At 38.8% G+C, this 14206-nt stretch carries 13 protein-coding genes; 4 read left to right on the top strand and 9 right to left on the bottom strand.

Going from position 1 to position 14206, the window contains the following annotated elements; genetic code table 11:
- Positions 1-501: 501 nt before the first annotated feature.
- The 3 genes from EDC17_RS10450 to EDC17_RS10440 all read left to right on the top strand — a co-directional run bounded on the left by EDC17_RS10450 (position 502) and on the right by EDC17_RS10440 (position 3268).
- Positions 502-840, top strand: coding sequence for a BlaI/MecI/CopY family transcriptional regulator (locus EDC17_RS10450; protein ID WP_243646117.1), 339 nt, complete (start codon positions 502-504; stop codon positions 838-840).
- Between the two features lie 3 nt (positions 841-843).
- The gene (locus EDC17_RS10445; RefSeq protein WP_132778026.1) at positions 844-2544 is read left to right on the top strand and encodes a M56 family metallopeptidase; all 1701 of its coding nucleotides are present in this window, start codon (positions 844-846) and stop codon (positions 2542-2544) included.
- Between the two features lie 103 nt (positions 2545-2647).
- Positions 2648-3268 (top strand): trimeric intracellular cation channel family protein, encoded by a 621-nt coding sequence (locus EDC17_RS10440; RefSeq protein ID WP_132778025.1) that lies wholly within the window; start codon positions 2648-2650, stop codon positions 3266-3268.
- On the opposite strand, the gene EDC17_RS10435 is transcribed toward EDC17_RS10440, so the two are convergent.
- From EDC17_RS10435 to EDC17_RS10405, 7 genes are all read right to left on the bottom strand, one after another.
- Positions 3263-4558 carry a UDP-N-acetylmuramoyl-tripeptide--D-alanyl-D-alanine ligase gene (locus EDC17_RS10435; protein WP_132778024.1) on the bottom strand — a complete coding sequence of 432 codons (1296 nt, stop codon included), beginning with the start codon at positions 4556-4558 and terminating at the stop codon, positions 3263-3265. The genes EDC17_RS10440 and EDC17_RS10435 overlap by 6 nt on opposite strands.
- A gap of 73 nt (positions 4559-4631) precedes the next feature.
- The gene (locus EDC17_RS10430; protein WP_132778023.1) at positions 4632-5450 is read right to left on the bottom strand and encodes an SMP-30/gluconolactonase/LRE family protein; all 819 of its coding nucleotides are present in this window, start codon (positions 5448-5450) and stop codon (positions 4632-4634) included.
- A 31-nt stretch (positions 5451-5481) separates the two neighbouring features.
- Entirely contained in the window at positions 5482-6225 is a 744-nt protein-coding gene (locus EDC17_RS10425) for an acyl-[acyl-carrier-protein] thioesterase (protein ID WP_132778022.1), read from the bottom strand.
- A 14-nt stretch (positions 6226-6239) separates the two neighbouring features.
- Positions 6240-6827: an LOG family protein gene (locus EDC17_RS10420; protein ID WP_132778021.1), complete on the bottom strand. Its 588-nt coding sequence runs from the start codon at positions 6825-6827 to the stop codon at positions 6240-6242.
- A 79-nt stretch (positions 6828-6906) separates the two neighbouring features.
- Positions 6907-9315: an outer membrane beta-barrel family protein gene (locus tag EDC17_RS10415; protein WP_132778020.1), complete on the bottom strand. Its 2409-nt coding sequence runs from the start codon at positions 9313-9315 to the stop codon at positions 6907-6909.
- A gap of 199 nt (positions 9316-9514) precedes the next feature.
- Positions 9515-11257, bottom strand: a complete 1743-nt coding sequence (locus tag EDC17_RS10410; RefSeq protein ID WP_132778019.1) for a PspC domain-containing protein — start codon at positions 11255-11257, stop codon at positions 9515-9517.
- 23 nt (positions 11258-11280) lie between these two features.
- Complete coding sequence (locus tag EDC17_RS10405; RefSeq protein ID WP_132778018.1) at positions 11281-11625, bottom strand: PadR family transcriptional regulator; 345 nt, start codon at positions 11623-11625, stop codon at positions 11281-11283.
- A 166-nt stretch (positions 11626-11791) separates the two neighbouring features.
- Here EDC17_RS10405 and EDC17_RS10400 point away from each other — a divergent pair, with 166 nt between their 5' ends.
- Entirely contained in the window at positions 11792-12175 is a 384-nt protein-coding gene (locus EDC17_RS10400; RefSeq protein WP_132778017.1) for a VanZ family protein, read from the top strand.
- Positions 12176-12291: 116 nt separating this feature from the next.
- Here the strand turns inward: EDC17_RS10400 and EDC17_RS10395 are convergent, their stop codons facing one another.
- Positions 12292-12771, bottom strand: a complete 480-nt coding sequence (locus tag EDC17_RS10395; RefSeq protein ID WP_132778016.1) for a ComF family protein — start codon at positions 12769-12771, stop codon at positions 12292-12294.
- Between the two features lie 247 nt (positions 12772-13018).
- Positions 13019-14077, bottom strand: coding sequence for a 23S rRNA (adenine(2503)-C(2))-methyltransferase RlmN (gene rlmN / locus EDC17_RS10390; protein WP_132778015.1), 1059 nt, complete (start codon positions 14075-14077; stop codon positions 13019-13021).
- Positions 14078-14206: the final 129 nt, after the last annotated feature.

Raw genomic sequence — 14206 nt, 5'->3', positions numbered from 1 at the left:
CATGATCATTTTCTTAAAGAACTTCTATCGCATCCGCATCGCGCTTCTGCTTATATTTCGAGCCTTACGGCTGTACTTATCTTTTTTTTAACCCCATTCGTTTCCGAAGGGACTGCAAAGGTAGAAACTTTATTTTAAACCGCAAATTTTATTTGAAGTTTTTTTTCTTTTGTTTTAACTGATTTCGCAGTTTAAACCGTATCTAACTCTGTATTTCATCGTTCCGAAGAACCGCTGCTCCCTTGCGGAGTGGTGCAAAGATAGGCAACATTACCTATTGCTTCCAAGCTTTACACTGATATATTTTTACTCCACAAGGTAAGTCGCTGAAAGATTGAAGGATAAAATTGGCTAATAGCCCCTATACTAAGATATAAGTAGGATAAATGTTAAATTATATTAAAATCGAAAATAATGTTTGCAAAATACGAAACACTTCGTAGATTAGATATACGAAAACATTCGTAGAACAATACAATGATTAAACCGACAGAAAGCGAAATGGAAATACTACAGGTCCTTTGGAATAAAGGCCCCTGTACGGTGCGCGAGGTATACGAAACTCTCGACAAGAAAGACGTAGGCTATACGACTATATTAAAATTGATGCAAATAATGCTGGAAAAACGAATGGTTTCTCGCGATACTAGCGCAAAGAGCCACCTATATAAGGCTACTATCGGCAAAGAGAAAATCCAGCATGAATTTTTGGATCGCTTTATCGAAACCGTTTACAACGGCAATACGTCACGACTCATCATGCAAGCTTTAGGCAACCACAAAGCCAGCAAAGAAGAAATAGAATTGATAAAACAATATTTAGATAATCTACAAGAATAAATCATGGAAAATCTTATCCAAATATTTAACAATGCCATAGGTTGGAGTATACTGCATTCGCTGTGGCAAGGAGCATCCATATATATTATACTATTCGGAATTTATCTCATCTTTTACGATATGAGTTCCAAAACCAAATATATACTAGCTTATATCGCACAGGTAATCGTTTTTGCCTGCTTTGTATTTACATTCAATAAATATATACAGTACTCCAGCATTCCGGCAGGTCAATCCCTAATTTCAGAGCAAGAAGAATTATTTCTATATATAGCCTACCTTCAGAATACAAGCTGGTCCATAGCCAACTTATTTCCATACATCGTATCCTTATACACTTTAGGATTGATCGTCCAAATTACACTGTGCATCAAAAGTTACAGTATGCTTAACCGCATCAAGAAAACAAGCCAGGCTATCGTGCCAAGGCAATGGCAAGACCTCTTGGAATCCATGATGCAAAAGCACAACATTTCGTCCCGGATCCAATTGCTGGTGTCGGATTATGTCACTAGCCCCATCACGATGGGTGTTTTCAAGCCGCTGATTATATTCCCGGCAGCGTACATAAATAAAATAAGCCTCAAAGATACTGAAGCAATCCTACTTCATGAGGTAGCGCACATCAGACGCTATGATTACCTCTTCAACCTTTTTTCGGTTAGCATCGAGACTATCCTCTTCTTTAATCCCTTTGTATGGCTAATAAGCCGCCACGTAAAAATTGAACGCGAACAAGCCTGTGATGACTTTGTTACTCAATCGCACATAAGCCCTTTGGAGTACTCGAAAACTTTACTCCATGTGGAGGTTTTGAGACAAGAACAGGCCAGCCATACGGCTATGGCTTTATCTGGACATAATAAATACAATTTACTCCATAGAATCAAAAGAATAAATAATTATATAATGGAAACAAAATACACTGCTTTTAAGCATCAGATCATAGCAATCTCGTGCACAGCGCTGGCCTTGCTATTTATTGCTTGGGTAAATCCCGAGACCGAAGCTAATAAAATGAATAAAAATACGATTAGCACCTCCACCTTTATAGAAGAGACGACTGAAGTGCATTCTCCGCATATATCAACAAGCCCAGCACAAGTATTAAACTTCTCCGCTCTAATTGATACTTCCAAAGTTCATTTGCCTAAGAAGAAGCAGAAAGAGCTAGAGAAAATAGCCAAACGACTGGAAACAGAATCCAAAGATTTGGAAAAACATTTTGAATCGGCAGAATGGCAAGAAAAGATCAAGAATCTCGAAGCTTACGCAAAAGATATGGAACAGCAATTTAATACTCCAGAATGGCGGGAAAAAATTGCTAAAATAGAGCGTGATGCCCTTAATATTTCTGAAAAATTCGATACCCCGGAATGGAAAGAAAGGATTGCCGCTATCGAAAAGAATGCTTTGGAAGTACAAAAACATTTTGAGTCACCTCAATGGAAAGAAAGAGTAAAACACCTCGAGGCACACGCAAAAAAAATGGAAGAACATTTTAATTCCGCAGAATGGCAAGAACATATTTCTAAAATTGAGCAAAACGCACAAAAAATTGAAAAAATGGTAAACTCTCCGGAATGGAAACAAAACATACAGGAATTCGCGGACAAAACCGCCAAGTTTACAACGGATCAACTTAAAAGGGTCAGTGATAAACAACGAGTAGAAGCTGACAAGCTCCGCAATCATAATAATTAAAAATCGTCATCCATTCTACTATTTATACCGAGAGGGGCCTATTATAAGGCTCCTCTTTCATTTCATGTCGATTTTATGTATTATTGTTTATAAATACATCATCATGAATATCATATATACTATTGATCTTCTTGGGACCATGGTCTTTGCTATTTCGGGCGCTATGGCCGGACATAGGAAGGGAATAGATATATTCGGTTCTACGTTCATGGCCTTTGTCACGGCAATAGGCGGAGGTTCAATGAGAGATATTTTCTTAAATATCCGTCCTGTATGGGTAGAAGACGGCAACTATCTACTAGCGATTTTTGCAGGTGTATTTGTTTCGGTCCTCGCGAACAAACAACTTTATACTCTCGCCAAAACCTTGACATTATTCGATGCCATTGGAATTGGATTTTTCACGGTTGTAGGCACACAGAAGTCCATTGATTACGAGTCAAGTAATATTGCGGCGATCATGCTAGGAATGTTTTCGGCGGCTATGGGTGGGGTAATACGTGACGTATTAATCAACGAAACACCACTGATATTGCGCAAAGAGATTTACGCCTCAGCTTGTTTGTCGGGTGCTCTATTGTTTGTATTATTAAACTATCTAAAAGTCGATAACGGCTGGAATGCCTTTATAAGTGCTTCTTTAGTATTTATTATTCGGATCATCTCCGTACGCTACAACTTATCCTTGCCGGTCGTCGAGATGAAAAAAGACTCCGATCTATAATACCTCCAACAAGCGCTCAAATGCCATCCCGCGGGATGCCTTGAGCAAAATAAAGCTATCGTGTAGTGAAGATATTGCGGTCGCGGCTTCTTCCGTCGTCTTGTAAAACTCAGCTTCCTCATCCTGATGCTTACAAAACTCTTTTCCAACAAATATTAGTCGTTCAAAATGTAATGCTTTAGCTTTTAGAATAACATTTTTGTGTTCTTCAAACGCTTCGTCGCCCAATTCAAACATATCACCCAGGATTACGACCTTATGTTCAGCTGTCAGCACTTGCATATTGTCCAAGGCCGCAGCCATACTACTCGCATTGGCATTATAAAAGTCTGCCACGACGGTATTACGGGAAGTTTTGGTGATCTGCGAACGGTTATTCTTGGGAATATAATTCGCTATTCCTTCGTTGATGGAGGAAGGAGTCATCCCCAACTCGAGACCTACAGCAATTGCGGCTAATATATTTTCGGTATTGTAAGATCCTGTTAACTGCGTGTACACTTCGTACGTCTCTGACTTACGACCTTCTTTCCATGCTATGGAAAGATAAGGATTGGCCATTAATAGTTTTCCGACAATATCGTTGGTGGACGTAAAACCATATTTAACTATTTTACTGAATTCCCGCTGAGCGGCCATTTCGACAAGATGCGGGTTGTCGGCTTGTAAAAATAGTGTTCCTCCGCGCTGAGAAAGATAATCATATAACTCGCCCTTCGTTTTTTTCACTCCTTCGAATGAACCGAATCCTTCTAAGTGCGCCTTACCGACATTCGTAATAAATCCTAATGTCGGACATGCTATATTAGCTAAGAACTCAATTTCACCAACATGATTCGCCCCCATTTCAATAATCGCAACCTCATAGGTGCTGTCGATAGACAACAGTGTCAAAGGAACTCCAATATGATTATTTAAATTACCTTGTGTAGCATAGGTGCGGAATTGTTGGGATAATACCGAGTAAACCAGCTCTTTTGACGTTGTCTTGCCGTTCGTGCCCGTAATTCCTACAACTGGAATTGTCAATTGCTTGCGGTGATACAAGGCCAACTCTTGTAAAGATTTCAACACATCTTCTACCAGAATATATTGCTCACCTTTCACAAACTCTTCTTCGTCAACAACCACATACCTTGCTCCGCTTTCTAAAGCCTGAGATGCAAATGTATTACCATTGAAATTTGCTCCTTTCAACGCAAAAAAGATACTACTCTCTTTTATATTACGTGTATCCGTAAATATGGAAGGGAATTGCTTATAGATTTCGTACAGTTTTTCGATTTGCATAATGACTCTATTTGACAAGACAAATGTAGTAATCTTATAGACAAAAAAAAGGAGCATTTTGCTCCTTATAATTTTACTTCAATTTGTAAGCGATAACGCTATTGTTGTTGAAGGTCGGTATATAGATCACGGATTCTTTTGGATTATAACCCAAATCTGCCGTATTCATTTTTCCTTGGACATCTTGTATTTTGTGGATCTCTCCTGTCGCAGTAACATGATAAATCAGCCCTGGCCAACAAGTGACAATAAAGCCGCCGACTTTTAATGGTTCAAGACCATCTCCACCTTGTTCGAATCCTTTGGTAAATACGGTAACATTCTTATTCCTATCGATCGACCAGAATTCTTTTCCGGCCAGCGCTAGCAAAGCACCATTATGATATTTGAGGCCATTAACTGAAGGAACATTTTCCAAATATAAGCTCACCTTACCGTTGCGCAGTTGATAAATCTTATTGTCGCGAGTGTCTGAGATATACACGATGCCTGTGTCATCGACAGTCACGTCATTCAAAAAAGTAGAACCTTCTATTACGATTTCGTCCACAATATTGGCCGTAACAATATCCACAACAATAACTTTGGTAACATCCGCAATATAGAGCAATCCTTTATGAATAGCTAAACCTTTAGGCGCATTGAGGCCGGTGACCCAATGGGCATTTTGTACCGTGCCATCGGTATTCAGGATAGCAATCTCTCCCTTGTCTGTTCCATCTTTGCCAATCATAGACACATATAGCTTATCTGTCGATTCATTGTACAGCACCGATTCAGGAACATGTATATCTTGGGTGGTTTCCCACAGCTTTTCAATAGACTTATTCTGTGCATACCCCACGGTGATAAGACAGGTAATTAATACGATAAAGGATGTAATTTTTTTCATAACTTGATTATTATAGGTGAAAGTTAAATCATTAGTTCTCTATCTCCAAAACACAAGCAAAGCAAATTTGTTCTTCTTTTCGGATTTTAAATCCAATTCTGTTTCCATTAGTCCCCTTTTCTAGGATAATAGTATCTCCCAAACTTAATTCTTTGATAAAGTTCATGTCGATCGCTTTTATCTTATTACGAAGAATAATAGCTGGATCCAAATAATTCAAACACCACTCTAGGTATTTTGTATTGTTGACATGGTTGACAATATCCAAATCCGAAAATACAACCTTTTGTGTATAAGATTCATTCGTCTCAAAATCCAAATCAATCCGCTGATTGGGCAAATCTGTTGCATGGGTGTAGGGAAATTGCTCCACATAAGAGGTATCAAATTGAAGCGTATCCGGTCTTCTTCGTTTCATATTGAAGATTGCCCAAAGAGATGATATGCCCAACAATTTCTTTCCTTCACGTGAAACCTCAAAATTCCTTGTGGACTTAAAACCTTTAAATTCTTCAATCCATGTCTTCACTGCTATCTCCTGCGAGAAGTGTGGTAAGTCACCGATTTCTATACGCAACCTGTTCATTACCCATGACTGATCGTATTTGGATAAATCATCAAATCCTACTCCACCCAAGTCGGCGTGTTCCGCAGCGGTAAGCTGTAATATATTAGCCAATTCGGGCAATTTAAGCGCGCCATTGGGATAACATTGAGAAAAGTAAACTTCCCAATTTTTCGTGTGTACGGATTTGAAATCTGCTGATACTGGCATCTTACTGTTTTAAATTAGCTCTTTTCCCTACTTAACCACTTTGGCACGTCTGGTGCTACATAACTATCCATTTTTCGAAGAAGATCTTCAATATTATCTGAAACCAGCAGCATATCGCGATTCTGCGTATTCAGCAAGCCAACATCCACCATATTTTGTACGAAGGCAATCAGATGATCGTAAAACCCGTTAATATTCAAAAGGCCTACCGGCTTCTGGTGTAAACCCAACTGCGCCCAGGTAATCATTTCGAACAGCTCTTCCATCGTCCCAAACCCTCCGGGCAATGCTATGATAGCCTCACTCAAGTCATTCATCTTCATTTTACGCTGGTGCATATTATCCACATCTATCAATTCCGTCACGCCAGCATGTCCGATTTCTTTACTATTCAAAAAATGAGGAATTACACCAATTACTTTCCCTTGGTGAGCAAGGGCACCATCCGCAACCGCACCCATCAACCCCACTCGTCCACCACCATACACCAAGGTAATGCCTTGTTGGGCTAAATATGTGCCCAAATCATATGCCGATTGTGTCCAGATGGAATCAAACCCTGGACTTGAAGCACAAAAAACGCCTATACTTTTAAATTTCATTACACAAAGCTAAATAAAAAAGACAGTAGACTTTTAAGTCCACGGTCATCTTGCTATCTATTTTATTACCCAATGTATACTATAAAGCTCTTTCTTTCTCTTCACTGCTATCATTTACTCGGCGAATGGATTGTTTAAGATTACCAAATCGATAAGTCAATGTCAGGCGGAAGTTCTGTGCATCTCTGTATTGATAAATTTTAGAGTTGAACTCTGTGAAGTTCGTAAATACATTGTTGTGATTTGTGTGGAAAATATCCGTCACGGCCATTTTCAATGTTGTACGTTCGTCTTTAAGATTATAAGTCAACCCGATATCCGTACCCCAACGTGCCTGAATTTTGTACATATTGTATATAAAAGGTGTGTTAAATCTCATGGACAATTCTGCAGATACTTGTTTATTGAAACGGAAGTTATTATTAATATTTCCTTGTACAAATGCTGAACCTTGATTAATATAATAACCTGCAACCGGACCCTTAAAGTGCATATATATACCTGTGATATTATTAAACATGCTCCACACTTTGCCTACACGCACAGGAATAGATAAATTCATATAAGTCGTGTTTTGCGTACCTAGATTTTCTCTGGTCACCCAAGTTGTTTTCAAAACAGTATCTTGACCCATACTTTCTACCATTGCTCCTTTTGTATAATCATTGCCAATGGCGATATTATAACGCTTGAATAAGGAGTAATTCAAAGAAAACGCATCGTTATATTGTGGATTCAAATAAGGGTTTCCTTTATTGAAAGTTCTTTTGTCGATATAATACTCAAATGGGTTGAGGTTTCTATAGTTCGGTCTAGACACCTTACGCGCATAGCTAATCGACAATACATGGTTTTCATGCGCATTATAAGATATAGACGCTGATGGAAACATATCAAAATAATCCCTTTTCACGCGTTTATTTTGAGTCGGCGAATGGCCATCAGAAATGGTATATTCACCTCTTAATCCTGCTTTCAAGCCCCATTTTTTGATATTAGTGCTGTAATCTACATATCCTGCTAGGATCTGCTCTGTGTAATTGAAGGTATTGCTGCGAGCGGTGTTATTTTCCCAATTTGACCCTACTAGATTTTGGAATAAAACATCATTGTCGGATCTCACATTGCTGTATTTGGCACCTGTCTCCATCTTCCCTTTTCCCAAGCTTTGCGTGTAATCCACTTTGGTAGCTAAAATCTTAATATCTACGCCAAAACCGCTTCTTTCAAATTCAGGATCTCGAACCAAACTCATATCTGGAAAGTAAGTGGAATACGCGTAGTTCAACATAGACGAAGTGTTAAACATACTGTAGTCAAAATCTGTTGTAAGCTTTTTGCCTGTAGAATCAATTAAAAATTCATTGTTCATATTAATGGAATAGCGATAAAACTTTTCGTCGTTATTATTATCCGCTACCATTATCGAGTCCGGACTAGTATTTGGCAAAGACATATAAGTCGTGCCCGGAGTCAACTGATATTCTTTACTGTTCGCGCCATTGAATTGGATCATAAAAGTATTTCGATCGGAAGTTTTTTGTTCAAAACCTAACTTATAATTATGTCCTTTCTCTTCATTATTGAATCTAGATACTTGGTCAAAGTACGTGCTTGCAGAGTTGCCTGGAATCAGACGCGTAATTCTAATATCCTCAACATAATTATTATTATTAAAGGAATAATTGCTGAAAAAAGTAGAATTGTTTTTCTTATAATTCACACTCAATGAGGTGTTGCCCTTATACATTTCTCCTTTCGCTCCACTCGCAACGAAAGAACCATTAAATCCTTCAAGGCGGTTTTTCTTCATGACGATATTGATAACACCGGCTGATCCTTCTGCATCATCTTTTGCCGAACGGGTTGTCGACAGCTCTATACTTTTGATCTGACCTCCGTCTGTGTTTTTTAAGAATGCAGCCAATTGTTCTCCGGTCATATAAGTTTGACGGCCGTCAATGGTCACATTTACCCCTTGTTGGCCCATTAGGGAGATATTATCATCCTTGTCCACGTCCACGCCAGGAGCTCGTTTCAGCACCTCCAAAGCATTATTACCGGCACTAATGGAAGAATTCTCTACATTCATCACTAATTTGCCATCGGAATGTTTGATTTGAGGTAATTCACCTACGACACTTACTGCCGCAATCTCTTGAGTAGATGCATTCATCACAATCTCAGGTATAACTATCGAAGATGTTTCAGCGTTAAAAGGCGCTGATTCACTTTTTGTATAACCAACAGCGGTGACCTCAATTCTGAAATTTCCCTTCGGAAATCCCACTATTTTATATTGTCCATTTTCATCTGTTACGGCAGACTTGATAAGTCCTTTGCTGGGTTCGGTAACCAAAAATACCGACGCATTCGTTATTGGCCCGTTCTCTTTGTTTTTTACATAACCAGAAATACTCTGCTGTTGTCCCATGGCTAGTTGCATGAATAAAACGAGACAACCTATTATGTGTAATAATCTTTTCATTTTAGTAAGGTTCTATTATAATTCCGATTTCTTTTGATAATCCAAAATTAGGTCTGACAGCTTGAGAAAAGAATCGGAATTAGACCAATGAGGGGTGATTTTCGGTAAAATGGGAGAATAAGTCGGTGAATAATTATGATGCCTTTTTGTAAAATTTAAAAGGCATCATAATAAATATTTGAGTTTTAGATTAAGAGGGTTAGCTTTCTGTATTAGTCACCTTAGTAACTATTTTATTCGCCTCTTCCTCTACTTTTCGTGCGTGTTGCTCTGCCTCTTTCGCGTGTTTTTCAGCTTCTTTGACTAAATCTTCTACATTCTTTGTTTCAGAATTTTTTGCCACAGGCAAAAATCTAGGTGTACATTGTAAGCCCGTTCTACTCATTATCCATTCGGTCGCCTTAATCTCTTCTTCAGATTCATAAGATTTCTTACAATCCCAATAGGAGAGATTTCTTAATTTATATTGAATTGAATTATCAATCACAACACGCGAACCTTGTGGCAAATAAATAGTCACCGATACGGACTGATCTCTATATTTTCTTTTTGGATTAATACCAAAATGTGAGTTAAATATTAGTTTATCGTCAATCTGATTGGCCAAATAATTAATGTCTGCAGCATTTGCAGTGGCTAATTGATAAGTTTTGCCCCGTGCAAAATAGTTATATTGTATATAAGGCTTCGCAAGAGAATCAATGCTTTCAAAATTTATACTGATGTGATTGCGCAATGCATATTCCAAATCTTCACCGTCCAGTTCGATCTTAAACTTTTTACCTTCTTTATCCGATGATGAAGCTTCAATCGTGCGTACATCCTTTTCGGTGATGTAGTATACTGCTTGAGCCTCCAATTGCTTTTCGACTTTGATCGTGCTGGATTCTTTGAATTCTTGCGCACCGACAAAGCTGAAGAATGTAACCGCTATGATAGAGCTAATCCAAGTAGCCCACATGCCTAATGAATAGTAATGATTGACCGGTTGAGTCCTAAATAGGATGCGTACCATCAACAGTAACAAGGCCAAAAATGGTATTGCAATAGCCAATGCTCCTGCAATCAATGCAATAATAGCTTGCGGCGTATTCAAAAACTCGGTACCTGGAAATACCATTTCACGTTGGTAACCCAACACTCCGGTAATAAATCCAACACAAGCGATAGCCAACCCTAATAACGTAACTGCACACATTACCAAGATAAAGAAGCCCACCAGACGCAAAAACACTCTACCCAGTCTAGAAATCCCCGATCCGACCACTGTCGTACCTCGTGCTATTTCGGATTTGGCCTTAGAGAAATTCGGACTTAAGCCTTGAAGCTCTTCGTCAAAGCTCTTTTTGAAGTTTTGAAGATTCGGAGACTCCCCTTTCATAGCCATTTTATCAGCACGCGATATCGCTACTGGCATGACCATCCACAAAATCACATAAATCATTACCCCGGAGCCGCCAAATAAAAAGAAACACGCAAAAATCAGTCGCATCCATTTGGTTTCGATACCAAAGTACGCTGCCAATCCGCTACACACACCGCCGAAAACTTTATCGTCCGGATTACGCATCAACTTCTTCTCCATCGTGCTGGATCCGGTAGTAGACGCTGTGGATTGCGACGAATCCGAGTATTCGCTCTGCGGCTGATTGGTCTCTTCGCTGATTTCGTCCTCTTCCCCTTCAAAGTCACTGACTTTACCCATTTGGTTGATGACTAGGTTGACATCTTCAAGAGAAATTACTTCCTTGCGGCCAATTTTGATTTTCTCAGAAAACATTTCAGCAATTCTATTCTCGATATCTTGCAAAATTTCTTGGCTGTCCGAAGATTTACCAAAATGTTTTTTGATATCGATCATATACGACCTTAGCACTTCATAAGCTTCTTCTTCTATGTGAAAAACAATGCTATTAATATTTATGATGATAGTTTTGTTCATAGCCTTAGATATTATTGTTGTTGTTAGTTTTTAGATTCGTTTCTTCCTTGCAGCGAGGTTTCCACTGCATATACAAGCTCTTTCCATGTATTATCCAGCCTCTCCAGCACCTCTTGACCTTCTGGTGTGATTTGATAGTATTTCCTTGGTGGACCCGATGTTGACTCCTGCCAATTATAACTCAACAGACCATTATTCTTGAGACGTGTCAATAAAGGATACAACGTCCCCTCTACCACCAGCAACTGGGCACGTTTTAATTCCGAAATTATATCTGATGCATAAATCTCGCCTTTGGAGATTATAGAAAGAATACAGTATTCCAGTATCCCTTTTCGCATCTGCGTTTGTGTATTTTCCGCTATCATAACAATACAAAGTTATATCCTTTAGCAGGTACTTTGCAATACATAGTAGTATACAAAATTATAATTAACTGATTTACAGTTAAATAATTTTAAAATTTATTTTTAGGGTATGTTAAATTGTATAAATAATTAGGATTTATTATTGTTTTATAACACTTTTGGAACAATGAAATATATATTTAGCCATATTTGGGGTATCGTTTGGGCCATCGTGATGTTAATCATCTTATTACTACCACCTAACGATCTACCGGACCTAAGTAAATTTGAGATTTTTCCAGGAGTAGATAAAGTCGTACATATGGGCATTTTCTTTGTCCTCGCAAGTCTATTATACTGGGAGTCAGCGATGAAATCAGGTTGGAAAGGTAATAAGTGGATTACAATTGCAAAAATTGTGATAAGTACCGTCATCTTTGCTTTGTTTACGGAAGAAGCCCAGCGCCATGTGTCCAGCCGTACGGCCGATCTTTATGATATTTATGCCGACTGTTTGGGTATCGGAATGGCTACCTTTGCCTTTATCCTCTTGTATAGAAAAGAAAAATAATCATGAAAAAATTACTCCTTTGCATCGGATTACTGTGTATACTAGCTTTAGGAGTACAATCTTGTGCGGTGAAAAATTGCGGTTGTCAGAAACCCTACACCCCAAAAAGACGCTAACTAAGCCCGAGCTATTGTCACAATAGACACCTTTGCCCCAGCTTCTACAAACAAATTATCCGCTTCGGCGATAGTCGCGCCCGTAGTCAGGACATCGTCGACTAGCAAAATATGCACATCTTTCAAGTCCGAAATATACGGAAGCAGCGAAAATACTTCTGCTACGTTGTCGTATCTTTCGTTACGTGATTTTTCGGTTTGACTGACAGAAAGAACCTTTCGGATGATGAGCGTCGTATTGACGGGTATTTCTAATCCCTCACTCAATCCCTTTGCAAATTCAGCAGCTTGATTATACCCTCTTTTTCGGAGTTTGCTCGGGTGTATAGGAATGGGCACGATCATATCCACATCCTGAAGCACTTCTTTAATCGATTGCGCATACCGGCGCCCTAGAAAATGACCGATTTCAGGCTGATTCTTATATTTCAAGCTATGTAATAATGATTCCACGCGAGAGGATTTGGCCAGATGTAACATCGAGAAGGCGTGTTCAAAGGAAATTTTCCCCTATAGATGGACGTGCTGTCTGATTGCTAGAGTCCAGATGAAAATCCTTAAGCGGTAAATGAAACTTTCAGGTCGCACAAATGACTTCTTCAGTAGCAATCAAATGTGTGTCGCAGGCCATTCAAAGCCGCGGAAAAAATAAATGTAGAAAATTTTGGAGTAAAAATTGCAGCTCCATATTAGATTACAACTAACTTGTAATCATTAATATAAGAAATTAATTTGATTTTTCTTTAATTGCCAATTGACCACACGCTGCGTCAATATCTTTACCTCTACTGCGGCGCACATTCGTAATAATGCCTTGACTACGTAAATAGCTAGCAAAAGCGTCGATTTTATCGGCCTCTGCATTTACAAAATCAGCCAGTGAGATTGGATTGTACTCAATGATATTCACTTTACACGGTACGTGCTTACAGAATCTAGCAAGCTCTTTTGCGTCCTGCAGCTCGTCATTGAAATTATGAAATACGATATACTCAAAAGTAACCGGATTTTTGGTTTTTGAATAATAATAGCGCAATGCATCTGCCAAAGATTCTAATGTATTTTGCTCATTGATGGGCATAATTTCATTTCTTTTATCATCATTGGCTGCATGCAAAGACAGAGCCAGATTGAATCTTACTTCATCATCACCCAATTTCTTAATCATCTTGGCAATACCCGCAGTGGAAACGGTAATACGCTTTGCGGCCATATTTAAGCCGTCGGGAGAAGTAATTCTTTCGATAGATTTCAACGTATTGGCATAGTTCAACAAAGGTTCGCCCATGCCCATATACACAATGTTACTCAATGGAATACCGTAATTGTCTTGGGCCTGTTTATCGATCAATACAACTTGGTCATAGATTTCATCCGCATTCAGATTTCGCTTACGATCCATATATCCCGTAGCACAAAACTTACAGGTCAAACTGCATCCTACCTGAGAACTCACGCAGGCTGTCATACGCTCCGGAGTAGGTATCAGTACGCCCTCGATAATATTGCCATCATATAGTACAAAACTACTTTTAATAGTCCTGTCCGAAGATATCTGTGACTGTTTTACCTGCACATAATTGATAGTAAAATTAGCTTTCAGCTTGTCACGTAAAACTTTGCTCAAATTGCTCATTTGCTCAAAATCCGTAACAGATTTTTGCCATAGCCACTCATAGATCTGCTTTGCGCGGAATGCATGCTCGCCCATCTCTACTAACTTTTCCTTTATCTGACCCAGAGAAAGACTTCTAATATCTATCAATTTTGTTGTTGTATTCACCATGCAAAGATATGCAAAATTTTATTTCTCCTTCTTTTCTGACGAGAGTATAACATTCGCATGACTGTCAGCACGTTAAATGTAATACTTTTGTGGTATACCCAAGATTTGCGATTTCTTAACTATATTGCA

The sequence above is a fragment of the Sphingobacterium alimentarium genome (genome assembly GCF_004342685.1).
Lineage (GTDB): Bacteria > Bacteroidota > Bacteroidia > Sphingobacteriales > Sphingobacteriaceae > Sphingobacterium > Sphingobacterium alimentarium.
This window is presented reverse-complemented; position numbering and strand designations above follow the sequence as displayed.

What these genes read in the sequence shown, in the direction of transcription:
- EDC17_RS10450 (WP_243646117.1), top strand. Translation starts at nt 502, where the DNA reads ATGGAAATACTACAGGTCCTTTGGAATAAAGGCCCCTGTACGGTGCGC.
- EDC17_RS10445 (WP_132778026.1), top strand. Translation starts at nt 844, where the DNA reads ATGGAAAATCTTATCCAAATATTTAACAATGCCATAGGTTGGAGTATA.
- EDC17_RS10440 (WP_132778025.1), top strand. Translation starts at nt 2,648, where the DNA reads ATGAATATCATATATACTATTGATCTTCTTGGGACCATGGTCTTTGCT.
- EDC17_RS10435 (WP_132778024.1), bottom strand. Translation starts at nt 4,558, where the DNA reads ATGCAAATCGAAAAACTGTACGAAATCTATAAGCAATTCCCTTCCATA.
- EDC17_RS10430 (WP_132778023.1), bottom strand. Translation starts at nt 5,450, where the DNA reads ATGAAAAAAATTACATCCTTTATCGTATTAATTACCTGTCTTATCACC.
- EDC17_RS10425 (WP_132778022.1), bottom strand. Translation starts at nt 6,225, where the DNA reads ATGCCAGTATCAGCAGATTTCAAATCCGTACACACGAAAAATTGGGAA.
- EDC17_RS10420 (WP_132778021.1), bottom strand. Translation starts at nt 6,827, where the DNA reads ATGAAATTTAAAAGTATAGGCGTTTTTTGTGCTTCAAGTCCAGGGTTT.
- EDC17_RS10415 (WP_132778020.1), bottom strand. Translation starts at nt 9,315, where the DNA reads ATGAAAAGATTATTACACATAATAGGTTGTCTCGTTTTATTCATGCAA.
- EDC17_RS10410 (WP_132778019.1), bottom strand. Translation starts at nt 11,257, where the DNA reads ATGAACAAAACTATCATCATAAATATTAATAGCATTGTTTTTCACATA.
- EDC17_RS10405 (WP_132778018.1), bottom strand. Translation starts at nt 11,625, where the DNA reads ATGATAGCGGAAAATACACAAACGCAGATGCGAAAAGGGATACTGGAA.
- EDC17_RS10400 (WP_132778017.1), top strand. Translation starts at nt 11,792, where the DNA reads ATGAAATATATATTTAGCCATATTTGGGGTATCGTTTGGGCCATCGTG.
- EDC17_RS10395 (WP_132778016.1), bottom strand. Translation starts at nt 12,771, where the DNA reads ATGTTACATCTGGCCAAATCCTCTCGCGTGGAATCATTATTACATAGC.
- rlmN (WP_132778015.1), bottom strand. Translation starts at nt 14,077, where the DNA reads ATGGTGAATACAACAACAAAATTGATAGATATTAGAAGTCTTTCTCTG.